Annotated in this window: 25 protein-coding genes; 6 read left to right on the forward strand and 19 right to left on the reverse strand. The window is 64.4% G+C overall.

The window, feature by feature from the left end; translation table 11 throughout:
* Positions 1-18: 18 nt before the first annotated feature.
* The 3 genes from iscR to IGS55_RS16455 all read right to left on the reverse strand — a co-directional run bounded on the left by iscR (position 19) and on the right by IGS55_RS16455 (position 2200).
* On the reverse strand, positions 19-495 hold the full coding sequence (iscR, locus tag IGS55_RS16445; protein ID WP_034750086.1) for a Fe-S cluster assembly transcriptional regulator IscR: 477 nt from the start codon (positions 493-495) through the stop codon (positions 19-21).
* 336 nt (positions 496-831) lie between these two features.
* Positions 832-1383, reverse strand: coding sequence for an NADAR family protein (locus IGS55_RS16450; protein WP_230517953.1), 552 nt, complete (start codon positions 1381-1383; stop codon positions 832-834).
* Between the two features lie 37 nt (positions 1384-1420).
* Positions 1421-2200, reverse strand: a complete 780-nt coding sequence (locus IGS55_RS16455; RefSeq protein ID WP_230517952.1) for a uracil-DNA glycosylase — start codon at positions 2198-2200, stop codon at positions 1421-1423.
* Between the two features lie 264 nt (positions 2201-2464).
* On the opposite strand from IGS55_RS16455, the gene IGS55_RS16460 reads away from it, so the two are divergent.
* The gene (locus IGS55_RS16460) at positions 2465-4204 is read left to right on the forward strand and encodes a GGDEF domain-containing protein (RefSeq protein ID WP_230517951.1); all 1740 of its coding nucleotides are present in this window, start codon (positions 2465-2467) and stop codon (positions 4202-4204) included.
* Between the two features lie 27 nt (positions 4205-4231).
* Here the strand turns inward: IGS55_RS16460 and maiA are convergent, their stop codons facing one another.
* The 3 genes from maiA to IGS55_RS16475 are packed head-to-tail and all read right to left on the reverse strand — an operon-like array spanning position 4232 to position 6515.
* On the reverse strand, positions 4232-4882 hold the full coding sequence (gene maiA, locus IGS55_RS16465; protein ID WP_230517950.1) for a maleylacetoacetate isomerase: 651 nt from the start codon (positions 4880-4882) through the stop codon (positions 4232-4234).
* A 10-nt stretch (positions 4883-4892) separates the two neighbouring features.
* Positions 4893-5933 carry a fumarylacetoacetate hydrolase family protein gene (locus IGS55_RS16470; protein WP_230517949.1) on the reverse strand — a complete coding sequence of 347 codons (1041 nt, stop codon included), beginning with the start codon at positions 5931-5933 and terminating at the stop codon, positions 4893-4895.
* A gap of 48 nt (positions 5934-5981) precedes the next feature.
* Positions 5982-6515 carry a VOC family protein gene (locus tag IGS55_RS16475; protein ID WP_092710160.1) on the reverse strand — a complete coding sequence of 178 codons (534 nt, stop codon included), beginning with the start codon at positions 6513-6515 and terminating at the stop codon, positions 5982-5984.
* Positions 6516-6642: 127 nt separating this feature from the next.
* Between IGS55_RS16475 and IGS55_RS16480 the strand changes: the two genes are divergently transcribed.
* Complete coding sequence (locus IGS55_RS16480) at positions 6643-7611, forward strand: LysR family transcriptional regulator (protein WP_230517948.1); 969 nt, start codon at positions 6643-6645, stop codon at positions 7609-7611.
* A 61-nt stretch (positions 7612-7672) separates the two neighbouring features.
* Positions 7673-8263 (forward strand): gamma-glutamylcyclotransferase, encoded by a 591-nt coding sequence (locus IGS55_RS16485; RefSeq protein ID WP_128143301.1) that lies wholly within the window; start codon positions 7673-7675, stop codon positions 8261-8263.
* A gap of 82 nt (positions 8264-8345) precedes the next feature.
* Here the strand turns inward: IGS55_RS16485 and IGS55_RS16490 are convergent, their stop codons facing one another.
* The 12 genes from IGS55_RS16490 to IGS55_RS16545 form a co-directional block, all read right to left on the reverse strand.
* The gene (locus IGS55_RS16490; protein WP_442908171.1) at positions 8346-9536 is read right to left on the reverse strand and encodes a PA0069 family radical SAM protein; all 1191 of its coding nucleotides are present in this window, start codon (positions 9534-9536) and stop codon (positions 8346-8348) included.
* An 80-nt stretch (positions 9537-9616) separates the two neighbouring features.
* Positions 9617-10324: a tRNA-uridine aminocarboxypropyltransferase gene (locus IGS55_RS16495; RefSeq protein ID WP_230517947.1), complete on the reverse strand. Its 708-nt coding sequence runs from the start codon at positions 10322-10324 to the stop codon at positions 9617-9619.
* 71 nt (positions 10325-10395) lie between these two features.
* A complete protein-coding gene (locus IGS55_RS16500) occupies positions 10396-12177 on the reverse strand; it encodes a methyl-accepting chemotaxis protein (RefSeq protein WP_230517946.1) in 1782 nt (593 codons plus the stop codon).
* A gap of 263 nt (positions 12178-12440) precedes the next feature.
* Entirely contained in the window at positions 12441-12953 is a 513-nt protein-coding gene (locus IGS55_RS16505) for a lipocalin family protein (protein ID WP_230517945.1), read from the reverse strand.
* A gap of 21 nt (positions 12954-12974) precedes the next feature.
* On the reverse strand, positions 12975-13766 hold the full coding sequence (locus IGS55_RS16510) for a substrate-binding periplasmic protein (protein ID WP_230517944.1): 792 nt from the start codon (positions 13764-13766) through the stop codon (positions 12975-12977).
* A 42-nt stretch (positions 13767-13808) separates the two neighbouring features.
* Positions 13809-14840 (reverse strand): type VI secretion system protein TssA, encoded by a 1032-nt coding sequence (tssA, locus tag IGS55_RS16515; RefSeq protein ID WP_230517943.1) that lies wholly within the window; start codon positions 14838-14840, stop codon positions 13809-13811.
* 20 nt (positions 14841-14860) lie between these two features.
* Positions 14861-17503: a type VI secretion system ATPase TssH gene (tssH, locus tag IGS55_RS16520; protein WP_230517942.1), complete on the reverse strand. Its 2643-nt coding sequence runs from the start codon at positions 17501-17503 to the stop codon at positions 14861-14863.
* The gene (gene tssE / locus IGS55_RS16525) at positions 17500-17976 is read right to left on the reverse strand and encodes a type VI secretion system baseplate subunit TssE (protein ID WP_230517941.1); all 477 of its coding nucleotides are present in this window, start codon (positions 17974-17976) and stop codon (positions 17500-17502) included. The genes tssH and tssE overlap by 4 nt, the downstream gene beginning before the upstream one ends.
* A 65-nt stretch (positions 17977-18041) precedes the next feature.
* Positions 18042-18533, reverse strand: a complete 492-nt coding sequence (locus IGS55_RS16530; protein WP_034750126.1) for an Hcp family type VI secretion system effector — start codon at positions 18531-18533, stop codon at positions 18042-18044.
* Between the two features lie 31 nt (positions 18534-18564).
* Entirely contained in the window at positions 18565-20055 is a 1491-nt protein-coding gene (tssC, locus tag IGS55_RS16535; RefSeq protein WP_230517940.1) for a type VI secretion system contractile sheath large subunit, read from the reverse strand.
* Position 20056: 1 nt separating this feature from the next.
* Positions 20057-20566: a type VI secretion system contractile sheath small subunit gene (gene tssB / locus IGS55_RS16540; protein WP_230517939.1), complete on the reverse strand. Its 510-nt coding sequence runs from the start codon at positions 20564-20566 to the stop codon at positions 20057-20059.
* A 37-nt stretch (positions 20567-20603) separates the two neighbouring features.
* Complete coding sequence (locus IGS55_RS16545) at positions 20604-21200, reverse strand: hypothetical protein (RefSeq protein ID WP_230517938.1); 597 nt, start codon at positions 21198-21200, stop codon at positions 20604-20606.
* A gap of 278 nt (positions 21201-21478) precedes the next feature.
* Between IGS55_RS16545 and tssJ the strand changes: the two genes are divergently transcribed.
* Genes tssJ through icmH form a run of 3 tightly spaced genes read left to right on the forward strand, consistent with a single transcriptional unit; the run spans position 21479 to position 24250 of the window.
* A complete protein-coding gene (tssJ, locus tag IGS55_RS16550; RefSeq protein ID WP_230517937.1) occupies positions 21479-22066 on the forward strand; it encodes a type VI secretion system lipoprotein TssJ in 588 nt (195 codons plus the stop codon).
* A gap of 37 nt (positions 22067-22103) precedes the next feature.
* The gene (gene tssK, locus IGS55_RS16555) at positions 22104-23468 is read left to right on the forward strand and encodes a type VI secretion system baseplate subunit TssK (protein ID WP_230517936.1); all 1365 of its coding nucleotides are present in this window, start codon (positions 22104-22106) and stop codon (positions 23466-23468) included.
* Positions 23465-24250: a type IVB secretion system protein IcmH/DotU gene (icmH, locus tag IGS55_RS16560; RefSeq protein WP_230517935.1), complete on the forward strand. Its 786-nt coding sequence runs from the start codon at positions 23465-23467 to the stop codon at positions 24248-24250. Before tssK ends, icmH begins: the two co-directional genes overlap by 4 nt.
* 14 nt (positions 24251-24264) lie before the next feature.
* Here icmH and IGS55_RS16565 read toward each other — a convergent pair whose 3' ends face one another.
* Positions 24265-25050: an OmpA family protein gene (locus IGS55_RS16565; RefSeq protein WP_230517934.1), complete on the reverse strand. Its 786-nt coding sequence runs from the start codon at positions 25048-25050 to the stop codon at positions 24265-24267.
* Positions 25051-25059: the final 9 nt, after the last annotated feature.

The following is a 25059-nucleotide window of genomic DNA, read 5'->3' on the forward strand; positions in this document are numbered from 1 at the left end:
CTTAGTATTTTGTAATATTCAACCGATGGCGGCGTGGTTACGATGCATCACCATCACGCTTTGTTCGGCAATCTTTTGTCTCTGCTGGTCGACCAGGTCCTGCAAGGACACAGAATCCAGATAATCGACCATTTTTTCGTTGAGTGTGGACCACAATTCATGTGTCATGCAGCGCGCACCCGTAGCCGCGTCGGCGCCGTGGCAATGTTCCTTGCCGCCGCACTGCGTGGCGTCCAGCGGTTCATCGACGGCGATGATGATGTCGGCCACCGTCACCTTGTCCGCACGGCGGGCCAGGCTGTAGCCGCCGCCCGGACCACGGATCGATTCGACGATCTCATGGCGGCGCAGCTTGCCGAACAGCTGTTCCAGGTAGGACAGGGAAATCGACTGGCGCTGGCTGATGCCGGACAAGGTGACCGGACCTTTACCCTGGCGCAGGGCAAGATCGATCATCGCAGTCACGGCAAAACGGCCTTTTGTAGTCAGACGCATACATCCTCGGTTCAACTAGTTTAAAATATTGCGGCTTTTCAACTTCTCAAACCCCGAGTAGTTGAATGATTTAGTCAAGTATAACAAATTCGGCGGGGTTTGTCAGAGCGCCCCTCGATGACCACAGGGCTGGCAGGGGCTTAACGGGCCACGTGTGAGATGGCAGCCTCAAGAAAACAACAATCAAACAACAATCGGAAAATCGCCGGCTTCACGGCACCTGACAAAACCGTCGCGAGCGGAAGGGAGAGGTGGCCGAGAAGCGCAACCGTACTTTAGTACGGTGAGCATCGCAGGCCACCTATGCCGACGCGCAGCAGGTTTGGTCAGGCGCTATCATCCGCGCAGGGCGCTACGTACTTTCATTAATTCAAACCCCAGCAGGTTCAAGCCGTCCCAAGTGGCCGGATCGCCGATGCGCGGATTGTCCGACGCCAGGCCCACGCCCCAGATGCGGTCGACGGGACTGGCTTCGACGATCACGCGCTCTCCCGTGCCCAGCAGAAACTTGCGCAGCGCGGCCTTTTGCGAGAACTTGGCAAAATTGCCATCGAAGACGATGCCGGCACGCGCCGCTTCCCATACCTTGGCGTCAAAGTTCGCCACTTCGCGCCCCAGCTTCTTCACTTCCGACGGCCGCGCGGCCGCCACGATGCGCGCCTGCACGGCCGTGTCGCCAAACAGGGCAGCCTTTTGCGCCATCATGTAGTGCTCGGCCGTCGCATACGTGACGCCGGCCAGGCTGAACGGCGACGGGAACCACTGGCTGAAGCAGCTTTTGTCGGGCACCTGCGGCTGCGCCGGCGTGTGCCCCCAGAAATACAGGTAGTCGGGCACGCCGCCCGCCGCGATCCACGCCTTCAATTCTTCCACGTTACTGATTTGCATATTCCCCGCACTTCCGCCAGATGGCGTCAATTCAATCTCAAGCACGCAATAGTTGCATCGGGCCAAACAAGGCCTGCATGTCACGATTGCCGATAAAGGACAGATTATACGGATGTTCGGCCGTCACCTGCGGCAAGGACGCCGCCACCGGCAGGCGTTTGATGAGCTCGGCAATCTTGCCCCACAACACCAGCTGCGGCAAGGCCGCCCCGCCCTGCCGCGCCAGCGCTTCGAGCACCACCTGCAGGAAGGGCAGCCAGCCGCGCGCATCCTGCACGGGCGGCACGTGGGAACGGAACACCAGCGCCGCGTTGAGCAGCAGGAAGCCCTGTTCCGTCATCTTGCGTTGCAGGTCGGGCAAGGTCCGGATCACGCCGCTGCCAGGCAGTTGCGCGGCGGCCGCCACGGGCGCCATGGCCACGCCGGACGTGTCGCCGCCCTGCAGCTGGCCATCGGCCACCAGCAGCATCTTCATGAAGTTGCGCAAGGACGTGGCGCGGTTGACGGGCTTCGACAGCCCCGTGGCCGACCACAGACTGCCAACGGCGCCATCCATGAAGCACACGCCCGTGGCGCTGTCGGCGCGCGGATACGGCCCCTCGCCCACCAGCACGTAGCGCACCTGCGCCAGCGGCAGGGCAAAGGCGGCGAACAGCCGGCCCTGCGTGGGCAGGTAATCGTCGACGGCCAGCGCCGGCAGGTAGGCGGGATCGGCCGCCATCACGGCGTGCAAGCCGCGCAGCAGGATGGGGCGCCAGGAAGCGTGCGCCAGGGACAGGGCATCGGTGATGCTGGCAGGAACGGTTATTGCGGTCATGGCGCGTGAAGTATTTGGGCAAACGCAAATTGTAGCGCACCGGTACGCCTGCGTTGTTGAATCAGCACCCCCCAACATTTCACAGCAATACCAATATCGCAACAACCATATCAAAAATTGCACGCCACCTGCGCCAATCGAGGCCGGCAATGCTAGACTGATTTCCCTGGAACTTGAGCCACATCAAGAAATAGTGCTTACCGGATTCTTCAATCCACTAACGCTCATTGCGCCTGGGCAAGTTCTCAACACACTGCCCTGTCCATGCCCTGTCCCTACCTCACACGATTGCGCGCCGCGATACGCTTGCCCTGCCTGAGCTTTCTGCTATGGCTATGCTGCAACGCCCCCGTCCATGCGCAAGACCTGGCGCAGATCAGCGCACCGCGCTTTGCGCCAAGGCAAGTGCTGGTACTGTATTCGCTGGGCAGCGATGCCTCCTCGCAGTGGCAAACACTGATCCACAAGGGCATGAGCGCCGAACTGGCCAACGAGAACTGGCGCCTCGCGCCCGGCATCTATGAGGAGCGGCTCGATTCCGTGCGCGTGGGCGAGCAGCCTGCCATAGCCGGGCTGGAAACCTATCTGCAAACCAAGTACAGGATGGTGCAGTTCGACGCCATCATCACGGAAAACTACCTGGCGGCCCGGTTCCTGAGCCAGCATCCAGCGCTGTTTCCCGGCGTGCCCCGCTACTATGTGAATCAGGGACGGCAGGACTGGGTACCTGCCGACGGCATCAATCTCGATGTGCGCCACGATTTTGGCAAGGCCATCGCCGTCATGCTGCAAGTGACGCCACGGCTGCGCCACATCGCCGTCGTCGGCGACGGCAGCGCACGCGGCCAGGCGTGGATCGCCGCCATCCGCGCCGCCATTGCGCCCTACCATGACCGGCTCAAGGTCGAGTTCTGGGATCACCTGAGCCAGGAAGAGTTGTGGCGCCGCACCGGCACGCTGGGAGAAGGCAGCGCCATCTATTTGCTGCCCGTCTATCGCGACGAACTGGGGCAGCGCACCACGCCGCCCGTCATGGCGCGCGACCTGGCCGCGCGCAGCGCCGTGCCCATTTTCACCAGCGTGGAATCGCTGATACTGCCCGGCGTGGTGGGCGGCTATGTCATCAGCGGCGAAAAAGTCGGGCGCACCATTGCACGCATCCCGCTGGGCAGAACGCCCGACCCGGATGGCATGCAGGCGTATATCTTCGACGATGCCGCGGTACAGCGTTTCGGCCTGCGCAACCTGCCCGGCGAGGCGCGCATCCTGAACCGGCCACAGGGAGTGTGGGCGCAATACCACTGGCAGATCATCGCCGGACTGTCGCTGATCGCGCTGCAAGCGGCGCTGATCACGGCCCTGCTGCTGGCCCAGCGCAGCCGCCGCGCCAGCGTGGCGGCCCTGCATGCGGAGCGCGACATGCTCGAGGAACGGGTCTTGCAGCGCACCCTGGAACTGCTGGTGGCCAACTCCCGGCTGGAGCAGCAAGCCACGACCGACCCGCTGACGGGCCTGGGTAACCGCCGCATGATGACCCTGCGGCTGACAGAGGAGCTTGAACGCGCCCAGCGCTTCGGCCACACGCTGTCGCTGCTGATGATCGATATCGACCACTTCAAGCGCATCAATGACGGCCATGGCCACGCCGCGGGCGACCGCGCCATCGCCGCCGTTGCGCAAGTGCTGCGCAGCGTCACGCGGGGCATGGATACGGCGGCGCGCTTCGGGGGCGAGGAATTCGTGCTGCTGATGCCGGAGACGCCGCTGCCGGTGGCGCTGGAAGTGGCCGAGCGCCTGCGCCTGGCGGCCGCCAGCTTGCGCGTGGAATGCGATGATGGCCAACTGGTCAGCCTGACCATCAGCATCGGCGTGACATCCAATACGCCGCAATCGACCGCACCAGCCAGGCGGGAAGCGGACCACTTGACCGATCTGCTGATCCGCGCCGACCAGGCCCTGTACCGCGCCAAACGTGGCGGACGGGACAGGGTTGAGTGGAGCTGAACCCGCTCCCCCTATCGACCGGATGCCCTATTCGGCGTCAGGCTGCCGCGACGGATGGGCGGCCGCAAACGCGGGCAGGCCGGCGCAATGCGCATGGATGCGCGCAACGCGCGGGTATGGCGCCAGGTCGATGGCGAAGCGCTGCGCATTGAATACCTGCGGCACCAGGCAGCAATCGGCCATCGTCGGGCTGTCGCCATGGCAGAACAGGCCCGTGCCTGCCGGGTCGCCCTGCGCCAGCAGCGCCTCCACGGCCGCCAGCCCCTCGGCCATCCAGTGCCGGTACCACTCCTGCTTGGCCTCGTCCGACAGACCCAGGGTATTTTTCAGGTATTTCAGCACGCGCAGATTCGTCAGCGGATGGGCATCACAGGCGATCGCCAGCGCCAGCGCACGCACCCTGGCGCGTCCCAGCGCGTCCGCCGGCAGCAGCGGCACGGCCGGCCGCGTTTCATCGAGGTACTCGAGCATGGCCAGCGACTGCGTCAGGACGGCGCCATCGTCGTCGAGCGCCGGCACCAGGGCCGACGGATTGACGGCGCGGTAGGCGGGCAGCAGCTGCTGGCCGCCGTCCTGCAGCAGATGCACGGCGATGCTGTCGTAGGCGATGCCTTTGAGATTCAAGGCAATGCGCACGCGGTAGGCGGCCGAACTGCGGAAATAGGTGTACAGCTTCACGAGTGCCTCCTCAGGCGCGCGTGGCGCCGTTGCCCTTGCCTGCGTACAGGGCCACGGTCTGCTCGATGCTGCCGAAGATGCTGGCGCCGGCCGCGTCGCGCATCTCGATGCGCACCGTGTCGCCGAACTTCAGGTAGGCCGTTTTCGGCGCGCCATGTTCGATGGTTTCATACATGCGCACCTCGGCCAGGCAGCAGTAACCCACGCCGCCGTTCTCGATGCTCGAGCCAAACAGGTTGCCCTGCTTGTTCGACACGGTGCCGGAACCGACGATGCTGCCGGCGCCCAGTTCGCGCGTCTTCGCCGCATGGGCGACCAGCTGGGCAAAATTGAAGGTCATGTCTTCGCCCGCATTCGGCTTGCCGAACGGTTTGTCGTTCAAGTCCACCAGCAGCGGCAAATGCAGCTTGCTGTCCGCCCAGTCGGCACCCAGTTCGTCCGGCGTGACGGCGACGGGCGAAAACGCGCTGGCCGCCTTAGACTGGAAGAAACCGAAGCCCTTGGCCAGTTCGCCCGGGATCAGGTTGCGCAAGGAGACGTCGTTGACCAGCATGACGAGGCGGATCGCTTTCGCCGCGTCGTCCACGCTGGCGCCCATGGCGACGTCACCCGTAATCACCGCCACTTCCGCTTCCAGGTCGATGCCCCACTCTTCGGACAGGGCGAAGATCGGATCGCGCGGGCCGATGAAACTGTCGGAGCCGCCCTGGTACATCAGCGGGTCCGTGTAGAACGACGCCGGCACTTCCGCGTTGCGCGCCTTGCGCACCAGTTCCACGTGGTTGATGTAGGCGGAACCGTCGGCCCACTGGTAGGCGCGCGGCAGCGGCGAGTGGCACAGCGCCGCATCAAACGGCTGCGCGTCCGGCGCCTGGCCCGCGTTCAGGTCGGCGTAGGCCTGCTCCAGTTTCGGTGCGACCGCGTCCCAGTTATCGAGCGCCGCCTGCAAGGTAGGCGCAATGGCGGCCACGCGCTGGTATTGGCGCAGGTCGCGGCTGACGAGGATCAGGGCGCCGTCGCGGCTGCCGTTTTTCAGGGTTGCGAATTTCATGGTGTTCCTTGTTCGGTGTATTTGTCAGAGAGTGTCGGTCCGGTGCGCTCAGGCGTCGGCTGGCGCGTGCATCCAGGCGGCGTGCTTGGGCGCGCGGCGCGTCTGCGACCATTCTTCCAGCATTTCCCATTTGACGGCGTCCAGTTTGGCCATCATCTCCGGCGTACCCACGTTGGCCGCCAGTTCCAGGCGGTGGCCGTTCGGGTCGAAGAAATAGATCGACTGGAAGATGGCGTGGTTGACGGGACCGAGCACCTCGATGCCGCCGGCGACCAGGCGCTCCTTGGCGGCCAGCAGTTCTTCCATGCTGCCCACTTCCAGCGCCAGATGCTGCACCCAGGCCGGGGTATTGCGGTCGCGGTCCATCGGCGGCTGCGTCGGCAGCTCGAAAAAGGCCAGCACATTGCCCTGGCCCGCGTCGAGGAAGACGTGCATGTACGGGTCCGGCGCCTTGGTCGACGGCACCAGGTCTTCGGCGATGGCGAGGACGAAATTCATGTTCAAATGCTTGACGTACCACTCGACGGTTTTCTTCGCGTCGATGCAGCGGTAGGCGACGTGGTGGATTTGCTTGATCTTCATGTGCTTGTCTCCAATGAATGGCGCCGTGGGCGCGTGGGCTGGCCTGTTTTTTCAGCTTTTCACCATTAGAATCGAGTTACAGCTATCATACAAACAATTTTTAACCATTGATTTATCGGATTATCTTATGAGTCCCAGCCTGCGGCAAATGCGCGCCTTCGTGGCGCTGGCCAAGACCGGCAGTTTTACCCTGGCCGCCGAATACCTGCACGTGACGCAATCGGCCTTGAGCGGCTTGATCAAGGAACTGGAAAGCGTGCTGGGCGTGCGCGTGGTCGAGCGCAGCACGCGCAAGACGCAGCTGTCGGAAATCGGCCGCGAACTGTATCCGCTGTTTGAAAAGATGATCGAGGACCTCGACGGCGCCATGGCCGGTATCGCCCAGCGCAAGGCCCTGAAAACGGGCATGGTGCGCATCGCCGCGCCGCAGATGATGGCGTGCACCCTGCTGCCGGAAGTGATCGCCGCCTACCGCCAGGCGCACCCGGACGTGCAGCTGCGCCTGGTCGACTGCCCCGTGGAGAATGTCTCGGCGCGCGTGTTCAGCGGCGAAGTCGATTTCGGCATCGGCCCCGAGCGCGACCCAACGGCGGAAATCGCCGCGCAAGCGCTGTTCGAGATGCCCTTCGTGCTGGTCTTCCCCGAGCAGCACCCGCTGCAGCAAAAGGAAAGGGTCACCTGGGCCGATGTGGGCGACTACCCGTTCATTTCGCTGCAGGGCCAGTTCACGGAACGCCTGCTGCGCGACATGCACGGCGCGTTTCGCGAGCTGTCGCTCAATCCCTATAACGAAGTGACCTTCATGACGACGGCGCTGGCCATGGTCAGCGCCAACCTGGGCATCACGGTCTGCCTGCCGTACGCGGAACCGATGGTGAAACTATATAAATTGCACATGCGCGCCCTGCACGAGCCGGAACTGACGCGGCGCTTTTTCGTCTACACGAAGACGGGCCGTTCGCTGTCGCCGGCCGCCGAAAGCTTCATGGCCTTCCTGTTCCGCTTTGTCGAGACGCACGAATGGAATGTGGGAGCGGGCAACGGCGCGGCACGCGACGCCCTGCCCGCAGGCGGCCCGGCTGGCGCCGCTTTATAATGGCGCATCGCCCCTTGCCGCCTACGCCATGACCCAGCCTGCCCAGAATGACCTGTCCGCCATCGACGCCGCCACCATCGCCATCAACCAGCGCATGAACAAATTCGACGGCCATGCACAGGTCTGGCTGTTCGGCTATGGCTCGCTGATCTACAAGGCCGACTTCCCCTACATCGAACGCCGCCCCGCCAGCATCGCCGGCTGGACGCGGCGCTTCTGGCAAGGTTCGCACGACCACCGCGGCACGCCGATGGCGCCGGGCCGGGTCGCCACCATCGTGCCGCAGGCGGGCGCCGTGTGCGACGGCATGGCTTACCTGATCACGCCCGAAGTCTTCGCCCACCTCGACCACCGCGAAAAGAACGGCTACCTGCGCCTGGCCACCGACATCACCTTCGAGGACGGCGGCAAGGTCGAAGGCCTCGTGTACATCGCGAACGAGGAAAACGCCGCCTTCCTGGGCGCCGCCCCGGAACTGGATATCGCGCGCCAGATCGCCCGATCAAACGGCCCCAGCGGCCCGAACAGCGAATACCTGCTGCATCTGGCCAGCGCCCTGCGCGAGCTGGGCAAGAGCGATCCGCATGTCTTTGCCATCGAGCAACATCTGGCGCAGATGCAGGCACCTGCACAGGATAACGCTGCAGGATAATGCTACACGTTAGCGCTACACGATAGCGCCGCAGCGCCTCCGCCCCAGCAGCGGTAACGACGACTTAACTTGGCTTAACTTCTTAAAACAAATCCAGCTGTCCCGCATTGCCCCCTTTTGCCTTGTTTCCCAACGGCGGCACCACCAGAGGCCGGCGGAATTGCGTGCAATCGAGCTGCTTGAAGCGGCCGCCCTTGCCGTGCAGCCCCAGCCGGTGCACGGCCTTTTCAAAGCGCTGGCGGATGAGGTCGGCCCACACGCCTTCGCCCCGCATGCGCGCGCCGAACGCGCTGTCGTAATCCTTGCCGCCCCGCATTTCGCGCACCCGGTTCATCACGCGCTGGGCCCGTTCCGGGAAGTGTGCTTCCAGCCATTGCTGAAACAACGGGCTCACTTCCCACGGCAGGCGCAGCACCACGTAATGGGCGTGGATGGCGCCCGCGTCGCGCACGGCTTCGAGCAGCTGTTCGATTTCCGGCTCCGTCACGAACGGGATGATGGGCGCGATGCTCACGCCCACGGGGATACCCGCCTCCGTCAGGGTGCGGATGGTGCGCAGCCGCCGCGCCGGGGCGGCCGCGCGCGGTTCCAGGGTGCGCGCAATGGCCGGATCGAGCGTGGTGACAGTAACGGCCACGGCTGCCAGATGCCTGGCCGCCATGGGTGCAAGAATGTCGATATCGCGCTCGATCAGCGACGATTTCGTGATCAGCGCCACGGGATGGTCGCACTCCTGCAGCACTTCCAGCACGCGCCGCGTCAGCTGCCGCTCGCGTTCGCACGGCTGATACGCATCCGTATTGACGCCGAGGGCGATCGGCTCGGGCACGTACGACGGCCTGGCCAGCTCGCGCCGCAATAGTTCAGGGGCGTTCACCTTGGCGTAGATGCGGCTTTCGAAGTCCAGGCCCGGCGACAGGCCCAGATAGCTGTGCGTGGGGCGGGCAAAGCAATAAATGCAGCCGTGTTCACAGCCCCGGTACGGGTTCAGCGAGACATTGAACGGCAAATCGGGCGAAGCGTTGCGCGTGAGGATGGTGCGCGCCTGCTCGTCGCTAACCTGCGTCTTCCAGCCCGGCGCCGCCTCTTCCCCGGCCGCCTCTTCCAGGCCGCCCACGCTCCAGCCATCATCGAAACCGGCGCGCGCGTGCACCTCATAGCGCCCTTGCAGGTTCGAGACGGCCCCGCGCCCCTTGTGAGCTTTCAGCGATTGCGGCGGCAACATGGCTTGCCCGGCGAAGCTGTCATCGTGCTCTGGAATGATTGCTTTCATGAACGGCCCCATCAACTGTATATACGTACAGTATACTATGCCGCTGTCCGGCCAATATCAAGGGCTGCCATGGTGCTATTTCAAGCTTTTTCACCCTGCGGCATGACATAACTCAACTGCTGCCCGACAAAACCATCAAATGCCGTGATCAGGGGAACGAAGCGGACCGCGTCCTGCTCCAACTGCATCAAGGCATAGCACGTTGCTTCCAGAGTCGATAACTGATCTGGCGCGTGCGCCTTGCGGATCAGGTAATGCGAGGCGGGCGTATCGCGCAGGGGCAGGCGCGGCAGCTGTTGCAAGGGGGGATTCTGATACAGCATCTTGCGGCTCTTGCGCCAGGTGGCGTCCAGCACCACCAGCCGCAATTGGGTGGGATCGAGAAAGATAGCGGGGTCGAGCGCTGGCGACGGCGCGATGCCCAGCGAACGGTCGCCTGGGGTATCCGGGTACAACAGCACATTGTGCTTGCCGGCCAGCAGCCCGGCGAGAACATCGGGGGCAAACTGCTCGCCCGTCAGCATGCGACTGTTGGGCAGGCTCAGGTGCAGCAAGCGGGCGCTGCCCTTGGCATTGTGGACTTCCAGCGGATGCTGGAGGATCAGCACTTCCACCGCATGGGAAACGGGGACGATCCAGCGGCAGATGCAGCTGGACACGGCGCGCAGGCAGGCCGGGCAGCGCGCCCGTTTGGCGGGTTCCGCCAGGGAGGACGATGCAGCGGTAGAGCTGGAGGTATGGCTCGAGGTATTACTGGACGGATGGCGGGGGATACGGCGGGTGGTCATGGCGGAGCGCGTTCGCGGCTGTCTTCAAGCCGCGATTGTAGCGCCCTCGCCATGCCAAGGGGAGTCCGCGCTTAAAACTCTTCCCACTCGTCGGCGCCGGACGCCACCGGTGCCTTCGGCGTGCGTGCACGCACGGCGTCCGCTTGCGCAGCCTTGCCCGGCGCGGGTGCCGCCACGGCTGACGCCGGCGCGCGTCGCTTGGCGGGCTCGATGGCAGGTCGCATGGTAGGTCGCGTAGCAGCTTGCATGGCGGCTTTTCCTGGCGTCGATGCCGTCACGGACGGGCTGGCACTGGCCGCAACATAGTGCTGCGTTGCATCGAGCTTGAACAGGCCCACCACGTCGGCCAGCTTGGCCGCCTGTTCCTGCATGGATTCGGCCGCCGCAGCCGCTTCTTCCACGAGGGCCGCGTTTTGCTGCGTCACCTGGTCCATCTGGCCGATGGCCCGGTTGACTTGCTCGATGCCGGTGCGCTGTTCATCGCTGGCGTCGGTGATCTGGTTCATGATCTGCGTCACATGGCTGATGCTTTGCACGATCTCGTCCATGGTGCGGCCCGCCTTGTCCACCAGTTGCGAACCGGCCTCGACCTTTTGCACGGAATCGTCGATCAAGCCCTTGATTTCCTTGGCCGCCGCGCTCGATCGTTGCGCCAGGTTGCGCACTTCGGAAGCGACGACGGCAAAACCACGGCCCTGCTCGCCGGCCCTGGCCGCCTCCACGGCCGCGTTCAAGGCCAGGATATTCGTCTGGAAGGCGATGGCGTCGATGACGCTGATGATATCGACGATCTTGCGCGAGGAATCGTTGATCGAGCCCATGGTGCTGACCACTTCCGATACCACCACCCCGCCCTTGCTGGCGATCTGCGAAGCGTCGATGGCCAGCTGGTTGGCGCTGCGCGCATTGTCGGCATTGAGTTTCACGGTGGAGGTCAGCTCTTCCATGGAAGACGCCGTTTCTTCGAGCGAACTGGCCTGCTCTTCCGTGCGCGACGACAAGTCCAGGTTGCCGGCGGCAATTTCGCCCGACGCCGTGCTGATCGATTCGGTGCCGACGCGCACCTGGCCCACGATACTGACCAGTTTATCGTTCATGTTTTTCAGCGCATGCATCAATTGCCCTGTTTCATCGCGGCTTTCCACGACGATATGGCTGGTCAGGTCGCCAGCGGACACGGCTTCCGCCACCTCGACGGCACGCGTGATCGGGCGCGTGATCGAGCGTGTAATCCAGTACGCGCAGGCGATGCCGAGCAAGATGGCGGCCACGCCCAGCGAGATCAGCAGCAGACGGCCGCTTTCATAGCGCGAACGGATTTGCGCGGCTGATTCATCGAGCAACTTGGCTTCCAGCAGTTCCAGCTTCTTCAGCGACGCCAGGTAGATGTCACGCTTGACGCCCATGTCGCCTTCGTACAGGCGCTTGCCCAGTTCAAGATCGCCCGCATTCTTGGCCTTGAACACATTCTTGCGCACTTCCGTGTAGGCCTTGCGCGTGCTCAGCACTTCCTGGTACAGCGCTTGCTCTTCGGCGCTCAGCTGGCTCTTGCCGATATCGTTCTGAATTTCCGTGGCACGTGCCGACGAAACCGCCATTTCCTTTTCAAATTGCTTCTGGTGTTCGGGATCGCTGACCTTCCAGGCGGCCGCCGTGCGCGCCGCGTTCACCTCGATGACCTTGGTCCATTCACCGATCAGGCGCTCGTTGCGCACCTTGACGTTGACGAGCGCATCGGTCTCCTTGCTGGCGCTTTGCATCTGCACGATGCCCACCACGGTCAAGGTCGTCAACAGAAGGAGGACTGCGGCAAAACCGCCACCAAGACGTACGCCGATTTTGAGGTTCTTCATTGCGTGATTCCAATCTGAAAAAACGATGCACAGACGCCACGAAACCGACTGACTGCTACGTATCAATATAGCAGGCATCCGCCGTGCGGCAATCACGAGCGGTGGCGCAACGTTATCCACGCCACCGGAATGGCAGCGCGCCGCAGCGCACTACTTTGGAGCAGATTGTGAGTGAATCAGAATGGTATTGCAAGAAATAACATGCAGAAAAGCAACAACCAGAAGGTGGTATGCCGCCACGAACGGGCGGCAGGCAAGCAAGATCAGTTTTGCTTCACATAGATCAATTTTGACGTATCGAAACCCAGGCTACCGGCTTTCTCGATCAGGCGCTGCTGCAAAGCAGGGTCCATGATTGGCGTGCGCGACAGCAACCAGAAGTAGGATTTGTCGGGGCCGCTGATCATGGAATAGCTGTAATTTTGCTGGTCGAGGTCGAAGACGATGTAGGAACCATAGAAGGGGCCGAAAAACGACACTTTCAGGTAGCCCACGTCTTTCTTGTCGACGAAATACGCCTTGCCTTCCGCGTCCTTCCAGACAGCGTCCGCATCCTTGTAGCCGCGGTTGAGTACTTTCAGGCCGCCATCCTGGCGCAGGCTGTAGTCGGCCGTCACATGGCTCAGGCCCCGTTCGAACGAGTGGTCCAGACGCGCGATTTCATACCACTTTCCCAGATAGCGGGTCGTGTCGAAGTTGCTAACTGGCACAATATTCTCGGGCCGGCCCACGCACCCGGCCAGCACAAGCACACACAGGAACAGCAGTTTTTTCATGTTTTTCTCCATCAGCTTGAATCAGGGTTGCAGTGCGCGGTCGACGATGCGGCGGATCGCGCCATTGTTTTGCATGCGCACGATGGCGGCATTGAATTGTTCGATAAAGTCATCGCGATAAGGGTAGGCGGCAGGCCTGCGCTCAGTAAAACCCAGGTGGCCCTGCTGGCTGGCCAGCTGCGCCGTTTCCTGAATCGCCTGCATCGTTGTGCCCGGCGGCCCCTCGCGCCGGATGCGCTGCAATTCCCACTGCGCCGACAGGCGGTCGCTGACATAGCAATCGATACGCCCGCGCATCAACTTGAGCAGATTCGTGCGCGTGCCCTTGGCCGTATCGAACACAATGTTGGCCGCTTGCACGGCTGCCGTCTGCTTTGCATCGCCCAGCAAAAAACCGGCGTTCACGCCGATGTGCAGGCCGCCGTAATCGGCGGGCCACTGCCGCAGCGCGCGTTTGGCCAGCACGTCCTGGTTGCACAGCACCACCAGCTGCTCCATCAGTAGCGGCACGGAATAGCGCACGTACGGCCGCTCGCTGCGCCACGAATACGGCGGATACAAAGCAAACGCCTCGCCCGTCTGCAGCATCAGCACGCCCCGCTTCCAGGGTACGGGACGCAGCTGCACCGCATACTGCGGCATCGATTGCACGGCTTCGCGCACGATCTCCGTGTAGATGCCTTTCAGCTGGCCCTTGTCGACGTAGGAGTATGGCGGATAATCGTCGTCGCCATAGATCACCAGCGGCGTCGGCCCCTCGGCCCGCGCGCTGGCCGCGATGAACAGGCATAGCGCGGCAGGCAGGATGAGCATTCTGAACATGCCCGAAGAGTAGCATGGAAGGGGCAACCACCATCACCCGTTTGCACTGTTCGTGCCCAGCATTTCGTCGAGCTGCGCCAGGGTGCTTGAATCCTTCACGACGGCGCGCAGCCACAGATGCAGCGGCAGCTCTCCCCAGCTGGCGGCCTTGTCGGCCAGGTAGGCGACGGGACTGTGCGGCTCCGTGCGGCGAAAAAAATCGGCCACCTGGCGCAGCTGGGCCAGCGCCTGCTGACGCTGCACGATGGCGCCCCCGCCCCCGCTGGCGCCCTGGCCGGGGGCGGGCGGCGCGCCGGCAAAGTCGGCGCCAGGCGACAGCGGCGCGATGAAATGAATGGCGTTTTCCAGCGCTTCGCGCGCGGCGCGAAAACTCGGGCCATCAACACCGAAACGCGCATCGACGCTGCGTTCGAACGCCAGCAGCGACTGCATGCAGTATTGTGCATCGGCCAGCAAGCCGTCGGAAAATGCGCGCGAGTTCCTTTGCCGCGCCGCCTCCATCTGCGCCAGGGTCGCCCCTTCATCATGGCGCGTATCGCCCCAGCCCTGATCCGCCGCGCCCTGCGCCAGGCTGGCGGCCGCGCGCTGGCGCGCCGTATCGAAATCCTGCAGCGAATACAGACCGTTGGCGCCGTCGGTCAGCGGGATCTCGCGCAACAGCTGCGGCGTGCGCGACAGCAGCCAGAAGACATTGCCGATGCGCTGTTCCTGGTCGCCCTCCTCCTCCGGCGGATACAGGCCATCCCAGTAACGCTCGCACAGGCCGGCCAGCAGCGCGTAGCCATCGCCCAGGCCACGGAAGTGGCGCGTTTTCGCGTGCGCCTCGGCCAGCCACACGGCCACGCGCAAATCCTTGCTGTGCGTGGCGATCAGCTGTTCGCAGCGCGTCGCCACGAAAGGCCAGTCGGCCTCCTTCAGCGCCGTCACCCACTCGCCCTGGTCCAGGCTGGGGTCGTCGTGCTGGCGCGCGCGCGCGATGGCGTCGAGCTCCTGGCTGAAGGTGATGTCGCCGCCGCAGGGGCTGACGGCGCTGACGGGGTGCAGCAACTGCTCCAGATTGAACATGGCGCTCTCCGGAAGGTGGATTATCGGATCGTGTACTTGAACTGCCCCTGCTTGTTCGCACTGACGCGTATCGACGCGACCGGCTCGCCTTCGGCCATGCGCGCCAGCACCGCTTCGGCGATCGCCGGCAGCAAGCTGCCGTTGAGGATCTGGTCGACATTGCGCGCGCCCGAATCGACCTCGGTGCAGCGCGCCAGCACGGCATCGACCAGGCCCGCGTCATGGCTGAACTGCGCCTGGTGATTGCGCGCGATGCGCTGCCCGATGCGCGCCAGCTTCAGGTGGATGATCTCGGCCAGCACCGCGTCGTTGAGGGGATAGAACGGCAGCACCTTCAGGCGTCCCAGCAAGGCCGGCTTGAAATGCGCCACCAGTTGCGGGCGCACCAGTTCTTCCAGCGCGGCCGGCGTGGGCAAGTCTTGCGCGACCCGGTTCAGGCAGGCGGCCATCATGGCGCCAGACCCCAGGTTCGAGGTGGCGATGATGATGGTGTTGCGAAAATCGACTTCGCGCCCTTCCGCATCATCGAGCACGCCCTTGTCGAACACCTGGAAGAACAGCTCCAGCACGTCGGGGTGCGCTTTTTCCGCTTCATCGAGCAGCACCACGCTGTAGGGCTGGCGCCGCACGGCTTCCGTCAGCACGCCGCCTTCGCCATAGCCGACATAGCCGGGCGGCGAGCCTTTCAGGCCGGCCACGCTGTGCGCTTCCTGGTATTCGCTCATGTTGAGCGTAATGAGCTTGCGCTCGCCGCCATACAGCAGGTCGGCCAGCGCCAGCGCCGTTTCCGTCTTGCCCGTGCCGGACGGCCCCGTGAACAGGAACACGGCTTGCGGCTTGTTCGGGTCGTCCAAGCTGGCGCGCGCCGTGCGCACGCGCTGTGCCACTGCTGCGATGACGTGATCCTGTCCCAGCACCCGTTCGCGCAGCGCCCCATCCAGGGTCAGCACCGTGCGGATCTCGTCCTTGAGCATTTTCCCCAGCGGGATGCCGGTCCAGCCGGCGACGATGCCGGCCACCACCTGCGCGTCGACTTCCAGCGGCGACAGCGGCGCCTCTCCCTGCAGTGCCGCCAGTTCTTCCTTCAGCGCCAGCAGGCGCGCCGCGCCGACCTCGCCCGGCCGCTCGCCGCGCAGCTGCGCGCGCAAGTCGCCGATCTGCGCCACCAGCGCCTTTTCGCGCTCCCAGCGCTGCGCCAGCGCCGCGATCTGCGCCTGTCCGTCGTCGTGCTCGCGCCGCAGCTGCGCCAAGCGCGCGGCGCCGGCTTTATCGGGCACTTCGCCATCGGCCGCCTCGCGGCTCAGGGCGGCGATTTCCGCGCCGATGCGTTCCTGGCGCCGGTGCGCGTTTTCCAGCTGCGCCGGCGTGGCGCGCTGGCCCAGCGCCACCTTGGCGCATGCCGTATCGAGCACGCTGATGGCCTTGTCGGGCAGCTGGCGCCCGCTGATGTAACGGTGCGACAGGCGCACCGCCTCGACGATGGCGGCATCGCGCACGCGGATGCCGAAATGGCGCTCCATCAGCGGCGCCATGGCGCGCAGCATGGCGCAGGCGATGTCCTCGCTCGGTTCTTCCACCTTCACCACCTGGAAGCGCCGCGCCAGCGCCGCATCCTTTTCAAAATACTTTTTGTATTCGCTCCAGGTGGTGGCGGCGATGGTGCGCAGGGCGCCGCGCGCCAGCGCCGGTTTCAGCAGATTGGCCGCGTCGTTCTGCCCCGCCTGGCCGCCGGCGCCGATCATCGTGTGCGCCTCGTCGATGAAGAGGATGATCGGGTGCGGGCTTTTCGTCACCTCGTCGATGACATTCTTCAAACGGCTTTCAAACTCGCCCTTCACGCTGGCGCCGGCCTGCAGCAAGCCCATGTCAAGTGTGTGGATGTGCGCGCCCTGCAGCACCTCGGGCACGTCGCCGGCGGCGATGCGCAAGGCCAGGCCTTCCACCACGGCCGTCTTGCCCACGCCCGCCTCGCCCGTGAGAATCGGATTATTCTGGCGCCGGCGCAGCAGGATATCGACGGCCTGGCGTATTTCCGCCTCGCGGCCGATCACGGGATCGAGCTTGCCGTCGCGCGCAAACTGCGTCAGATCGGTGGTGAACTGGTCCAGCGCCGGGGTTTTTCCGGCCAGGGCACTCACCGGGTCCGCCCCTGTGTCGGCAAGCCGCGGCACTGCCGCGCTTTCCTCTTCACAGGAACCTGCCGTCAGCTTGTCCGGATGGTGTTTCAGCTGCTCCACGCTGAAGCGGGCGAACAGCTTCGAGCCGCGGTACGCGAGCTGCGACAGTTCCGGCTCCGTCAGCAGCGCCAATAACAAGTGGCGGCTGCGGATGGGGCCTGGCTGCGCCGTATCGAGCGAAGCGATCAGCCAGGCGTGTTCGAACAGCAGCGGCAAATGGGGAGAGAACACGGGCGTGCGCGCGCTGCCCGTCCTGAAGCCGCCGATTTCGCGGCGCAGGTCCGCCTCCAGCGCCGTCAGGCTGATTTCACTGCGCCGCGCGATGGTGACGAAATCGCTGCGCTCCTGTTCCAGCAGCGCCAGGAACAGGTGCTCGATATCGACTTCATACTGGCCCAGTCCCACGCAGATGGCGGCGGCGCGGGTGGCGGCCGTGCGCGCCGTGTCATTGAGTTTGGCGATCAGGGTTTTCAGGTTATTGCTCATGCGGCGGCTCCCTTGCGGTTGATCGAATAGCGCAGCGACGACGGCTGCAGCACGGCGTCGAAATTGACCATCTCGCCGCCAGCCTTCACGGCCAGGGTGCCGCTGATGACGAAGCCGACCCGGTTGATGGCGCCCGCTTCGCGCTCCAGGCGGGCACGCACATTGCGCAGGCGCGGTTCGTGGCGTTCGATGGCGGCCTTCAGCGCGGCGCAGATGCGGGCGCGGTCATCGCTGCTGGACAAGCACATGCCGGCGAAATCGATCAGACCATAGTTGACGATGGAGGCCGCGCATTCCGGATAGGCGTCGAGCGCGCCGGGCGGCAGGGCCACGCGCGTGTTGAGCAGTTCTTCCAGGTCGCGCGCCACCGCATCCTTCAATTGTTCCAGCGACAGGCGCACCGCCACGCCGCCCGACGCCGCACCGCCATCGCCCATCAGGCGGTCGAACAGGCCAGGTACATAACTGTCCATACGCTCTCCTGAAAATCGGCGCGGCGCGCGGGCGTTGGTGGCCGCTGCGCGCCGCGCACCATCGATCAAGCCACGCGGTTCGCGGCCAGGTCCCAGCCGCCCGAGGTATTGCCGCCGGCGCCGCCCGTCACTTTTTGCTGCGTGTATTTCCACTTCACTTTCGAGAACTTGAAGCCGACGTGTTCACCGAGGATGTCGCCCTCTTCCACGTTCGGCGTCACGGCGCCGATCAGCACATTCTCGATTTCGATTTCAAAGTACTTGACGCGCTCGCCCTGGCCGTCGGCGCGCATGAATTCGAAGCGCGCCTTGGGGATGGTCTTGCCGGCCGAGCAGGTCTGCAGCAGCACCGGCGAGGCCAGGTCGGCCAGCTTGGAGATGACGATGTCCTTGTGCTCGCAGCGTTCCGCCGTGTGGCCGCCGCCCGTCGAGGCGGTGGCTGACTTCGGCTGCTCGACGCTCCAGCTGACCGATTTGCACTCGATCCAGTCCTTGTGCTTGTCATCGGTGGACTCGCCCTTGATGCCGTCTATCTGCAGATATACATCGATTGCCATGGTGTGCTCCTGTGGTTGAAAGATGGGGGAATCAGGAATTGGTCGACTTCGGCAACTCCGCGACCAGTCGGAGCGAAACGGATAATTCATCGAGCTGGAAGTGCGGCCGCAGGAACGATACGGCGCGGTACACGCCGGGCCGGCCCGGCACTTCATGCACTTGCACGGAGGCCTCGCGCAGCGGGAACTGCGCCTTCTGTTCCTGGCTGGCGTTATCGTCGAGCAGCACGTACTGCATCAGCCAGCGGTTCAAAAAATCTTCCACGTTGGAGGCGGCGGCAAAGCTGCCGATCTTGTCGCGCATCATGGCCTTCATATAGTGGGCGATGCGCGAGACGGCGAAGATGTACTGCAGTTGCGACGACAGCACCGCGTTCGCGTTGGCCGCGTCGCTGTTGTACTTGCGGCTTTTCTGCGCCGACTGGGCGCCGAAAAACGCCGCATACGCCGTGTTCTTGCAGTGCACCAGCGAGATGAAGCCCAGGTCCGACAATTCCTTTTCGCGGCGGTCGGTGATCGCCACTTCGGCCGGGCATTTCAGGGCCACGTCGCCCTCGTCCGTCTTGAAGGTGTGGGTGGGCAGGTCGTCCACCAGGCCGCCGCCCTCCACGCCGCGGATGGCGGCGCACCAGCCGTAGTCGGCAAAGGCGCGCGTCAGCTTGCAGCCGAACGCATACGCGGCGTTACACCACAGGTATTTGTGATGGTCGCTGCCGTCGACTTCCTCGACATAATTAAAACCTTCGACCGTGGTGCCATCGACGGGATTGAACGGCAGCCGGCCCAGGAAGCGGGGCAAGGTCAGGCCGACGTAGCGCGCATCCTCGGATTCGCGGAAGGCTTTCCATTTCGCGTACTCGATGGTATCGAACACCTTGGCCAAGTCGCGCGGCTTGCCCAAGTCGCCGTAGCTTTCCAGGCCAAACAGTTCCGGAGCGGCCGAGGCGATGAACGGCGCATGCGCGGCGGCGGCGATGTGCGACATCTGCTCGACGAAATAGATGTCTTCCGGCTGGCGCGAGATGGCGAAGTCGCCCAGCAGCGCGGCGAACGGCGCGCCGCCGAAGGTGCCGAATTCCTCTTCATACACCTTCTTGAACATGCTGCTCTGGTCGAACTCCAGCGCGGCCTGGAAATCCTTCACCAGTTCGCGCTTGGTGGCGTTGAACATGCGGATCTGCAAACGCGTGCCCGTATCGGAATTGCCGACCAGGTAGCGCAGTCCCGTCCAGCTTTGCTCGAGCTGCTGGAACGGCGCCGCGTGCATGATTTCACTGAGCTGGGCCGAGATCAGGCGGTCGATCTCCGCCACGCGCCCGTCCAGCGTGGCCGACAGGCTGCTGGACATCAGTACCGTGCCATCGAGCACCTGCGCCACCAGCTCGGAGATCAGGTCACGCGCGCGCGCATGTTCGGCGCCGGACTTGGCGACGCGGCTTTGCTCGACGATCTGGTCGAGCAAGTCGGTGGCGGCCGGCGCATTGGCGGCCGATACTGCAAGGGCTTCTGCCTGGGCGCTCATCTCAATCCTCCTGCGCCGGGAACTGCGGTTTCAGGGCGGCCAGGCTGTCCGTGTTGTTCAGCACTTCCGTCAGCAAGTCTTCCAGCTTGTCGTTGCCGGCCAGCTTGTTGCGCAGGTCGGCCAGCTTGGTGCGCGCTTCGAGCAGCTTGCGCAAGGGGTCGACCTGGCGCACCACCGATTCGGGGCGAAAGTCATCCATCGAGCGGAAGTGCAGGTCAACGGCGAACGTGCCGCCCGCCTCGCTGAGGCGGTTCGGCACGGCGAAACGGGCCACCGGCTCCACGCCGGCCAGCACTTCGTCGAAGTTGTCGCTGTCGATGGCGACGAACTTGCGGTCCTTCAGACGTTTTTTCTCGCTGTCCGGATTGCCGCCAAAATCACCGAGCACGCCGACCACGAAGGGCAGCTCCTTGTTTTCAATCGCGTCGCCAATCTCGACGTCATAGGTCATTTGCACGCGCGGCGCGCGTACCTTTTGCAAGCGTTTTTGCACGCTGTCGGACTTGGGCATGTCGCTTCCTTTGCAAGGGGATGGTGGGGATGCTCGCTTATTTCAGGCCGCTGAACGGGTCGGCCGTGCTGCCTGGCGCCGCCGCGCCCTTCGCCGCCGGCGTGCCGGAGCCGGATGCGGAAGCGCGCTTGCCGGCCGCCGGCGGGCGCTTGGCCGGCGGCACCAGCACGTCTTCGCCGATGCTCGCGCGCAGCAATTTGGCCAGGTCCTGCGCTTCCGAACGCAGCGAGCCATTCAGATTGTTTTGCCGCGACAGGTCGGCCAGCGCCTTGCCGGACAGGCGCAAGCCGCTGACGGCGACGATGCTGTTCGCCACCTTGTCGTCCGGGTCGCGCTCCAGCGCTTCGAGCGCATGGCCGATGGCGTCGCCGTACTGGCCGCGGTCGAACTTCATCTGCGCCATTTGCAGCCATGGCGCCTTGTCGGCCGGGTAGCTGGTGCCGCCGCGTTGTAGCAGGGTCATGGCACGCTCGTACTGGCCGGCGCGCGCCGCCGCATCGGCGTCGCTCATCACTTGCGCCAGGGTCGGCGCGGCAGGTTTTTGGGACGCCGGCTGTTCCGGCGTGGCGCAGGCGGCCAACAGCAAGGCGCTGGCGAGGCAGGCAATACGGGGCAAGATGCTGACTGGCTTCATCGGGCACTCCTTCACGTGGAGGACGCTACCGCTGGGAAAGATGGGCGGCGCCTTGGTGGAGACTATTATTGATCGGCAATTTTTTGCCAAATTGAGATTAATCAGCAAAGAAGAAGTTCCACATCACAGCCGCGTACAGCGCCATGAATCCTGATCTGGCGCAGTAATTGTCTTGATCGCAGGCCGATCTTGCGCCAACGCAAGCAGGCCGCCAGTGCATGCGCTTAAATGACTGCAACACTTTTATTTCCACCCTTCATTTTTTGCAAAGGTCGCCCATGCCATTTGACGCCATGCTCCGCCGTCTGGCCCGCGCCACCGCGCTACTGTTGCTGGCGTCGTCGCAGGCCGGCTGCGCGGGCGGCGCCATCGGCACCCTGGCCAACGCGGCGCTGCAAATGGCCGGCGTGGCCAAGCCGCCGCATGAACTGCCCGATGCACACAAGCCGCCGCGCAATGTCAGCATCCGCCTGCATGCGGCGCAGCGCCTCAACACCGATGCCGAGGGCCGGCCGCTGGCCCTGGTGGCGCGCATCTATAAGCTGCGCCAGAGCGCCGCCTTCGAACAGGCACCGTACGACAGCTTCCTCGACACGCAGCGCGAAAAGGCCGCGCTGGGCGCCGACCTGATGGAAGTCAAAGAGGTGCTGCTGGTGCCAGGCCAGCGTTACGAAGTACAGGAAAAAGTCAGCAAGGAAGCGTATTTCATCGGCGTCGTGGCCCTGTTCCGCGCGCCCGCCGCGCAGCGCTGGCGCGCCACCTTTGCCGCCGCCGATGCGGAACGCGGCGGCATCACCGTTGGCCTGCACGCCTGCGCGCTCAGCATCAGCGGGGTGGCCGCGCTGTCGGCCCCGCGCTGCCAGTAACACGAACAGACACGCCACACATACAAGGAGAAACGAAATGGGCATGGCAGCGAAAGTCTTGTGGGGAGAAGGCCTGTTCCTGCGGCCGCAGCATTTCCAGCGCCAGGATCAGTATCACGAAGCGCGCCTGCATCACACGGCCAGCGCGCTGCATCCCTACCTGTGGGGCGTGGCGCACATGGCGTGGGACCTGGCGGCGCTGAAGACGGGCACCCTGCGCCTGCAAGCGCTGTCGGCGATCTTCCGCGACGGCGAAGTATTCGAGGCGCTGGGCGACGGCGCGCCCGGCAGCGACACCCTGCCCCCGCCCGTGGACCTGGAAGCGCTGCCGCCGGCCGTGCAGGAAGTGACGTATTATGCGGCGCTGCCCATCCTCAACCGCGAAGGCATGAATTACACGCTGCAGGCGGCGGGCACGCCGGCCAGCACGCGCTTCGCGCACGCCATGCGCGCCACGCCCGACCTGTTTACGGAGTCCGCCGTGGCCGACGTGGCCTACCTGAAGAAAACCGTGCGCCTGATTCCCGACAGCGAAGCGCGCGGCTCCTACGACTGCCTGCCGCTGATCGCCCTGCGGCGCACGGTGTCGGGCGGCTTCGAACCCGTGCCCTCGTTCATGGCGCCCAGCCTGGCGATCGCCGGCGCGCCGCGCCTGCAGGGCGTGCTGGAACACCTGCTCGACGCCTTGCAGGCGAAAGTGAACGCGCTGCACGGCCACCATCGCGAACCGAGCCGCAACGTGATCGAGTTCCGCTCGGGCGACGTGTCGTCTTTCTGGCTGCTGCACACGGTCAGCACGGCCGCCGCCGCCCTGATGCACTATGTGCGTCATCCGGCCCTGCATCCGGAGCGCCTGTACGAAGCGCTGCTGGGCCTGGCGGGCGGCCTGCTCAGCTACTCCAAGCATTACACCCTGGCCAGCCTGCCCGCCTACGACCACGCGCAGCCGGGCGCGTGCTTCGACGCCATCGACGCGATCATCCGCGAACTGCTCGACACCGTCATCTCGTCGAAGTATTTTTCCATCGCCCTGCTCGAGGACAAGCCGTCGTACTACCTGGGCAAGCTCGATTCGGGCAAGATCGACCAGCACACCACCTTGTACCTGGCGATTCGCGCCGCCATGCCCGCCATCGAACTGGTCGACGTGGTGCCGCTGCGCGTAAAAGTGGGCGCGCCAGACGACGTGGAAAAATGCGTGCTCACGGCCATGCCCGGCCTGAAGCTGTCGCATGCGCCGCAAGTGCCGGCCGCCATTCCCATGCGCCCAGACACCTATTATTTTGCGATTGAAAACCGCGGCGTGCTGTATGAGCAGATGCTCAAGGCGCAGTCGATTTCCGTCTACGTGCCGGCCGGCATACGTGACCTGCAGCTGGAACTGATCGCGGTGACGGCATGAGCCAGCTCATCGAACGGCGCGCGGCGCCCTCCCTGCTGGGACAACGCGGTTGCGCCCCTGCGGGCAGCAGCCGGCATGCCGGCAGCGCCCTGCTGGACCTGATGCACGAAGGCTTTTATATGCTGTTCATGCTGAAGCACGGTTCGGCGCCCGGCGACGAGCAAAGCTTCATGGACCGCATCACGGCCTTCCTCGATGACTTCGAACGCGAGGCGAAAAAATTACGCGCCGATGGCGACGATATCGAGGCGGCCAAGTATGCGTTCTGCGCGGCCGTCGATGAAATCATCCTGGCCTCGCCTTTCGCCCTCCGCAAACAGTGGGAGCGGCGCCCGCTGCAGCTGCTGATCTTCGGCGACCAGCTGGCCGGCGAACACTTCTTCGACCGCCTCGACGCCTTGCGCGGCAAGGGCGCCATGCGCGTGCAGGCGCTGCAGGTCTTCCACATGTGTTTATTACTGGGATTCCAGGGCAAGTATGCGATCGACGGCGGCGAAAAACTCAGCTACCTGACGGCGCGCCTGGGCGACGAGATCGCCCACATCAAGGGCAAGAGCCGTGGCTTCGCGCCGCGCGCGGAACGCCCCGACCAGGTGGTCAACAAGCGTGGCAGCGACGTGCCGCTGTGGGCGCTGTCGAGCTTTTTCGCCCTGCTGGCCATCTGCGCCTACCTGGGTCTGAAAACGCATCTGACGCGCGGCACGCAAACGACCCTGGCCGCGTATGCGGACCTGGTCAAGCTGGCGCCGCAGCCCGCGCACCTGACCATTACTCTGCCCTGATCATTGGGCGCGGATCATTGAGCAATGCGGAACTCGATGCGCCGGTTTCTCGCCCGGCCATCGGCCGTGGCGTTGCTGGCCACGGGACGGTCCGGCCCCTGGCCCGACACCAGCACGGAATCGGCCGCGATGCCCTTGCTGGCTAGGTAAGCGTGCACGGCTTCGGCGCGCGCCTGGCTCAGGGCCACATTGCTGGCGCGCAGGCCCGTGTCGTCCGTGTGACCGATCACTTCCACCTTGCGTCCGCGCAGCTTGAGCATGACGGCCGCCATCTCGTCGAGGATGGCCAGGCCGGCCGGCGTGATGGTGGCCTTGCCGCTGTCGAATTCGATGATGCGTTTATCGAGCGCCGCATCGAGCAGGCCCTGCTCGGCCTCGGCCGCCTTGACGCGCAAGCCGTTGTTGACGATGTAGGTGGGATTGAGGCTGGTGGCGATGTCGCTGGCGATCTGCTGGCGCTGCGCCTCGTTCGCCACTTCACCGCGCACGCTGACGTTGTTGCCGTCGATGCTGATCTGCCCGCGTGAAATGAGCTTCAGGTTCGGCGCGATCAGCTTGTGCACGTAGGCGTTCCAGTTGGCCGGCACGGCCACGTTGCCGATGGTGATCTGGTCGACCACGCGCTCGGCGCCATACAGTTCGCGCAGACGGGCCAGCACGGCCGCCTTGCCCGCCTCGTCGGCCAGGGTACCCGTGACGAGGATCTGCCCCGGCATCGGCGTCTGGGGTGCTTGCGCTTGCGCCTGGACGCGGCAGGGAACGGCCACGGCAAGCAGTAGGAAAATGGCATAAGATTTCATCGCGGTCCT

The sequence above is a fragment of the Janthinobacterium sp. EB271-G4-3-2 genome, from assembly GCF_020858035.1.
GTDB classification, from domain to species: domain Bacteria; phylum Pseudomonadota; class Gammaproteobacteria; order Burkholderiales; family Burkholderiaceae_D; genus Janthinobacterium; species Janthinobacterium aestuarii.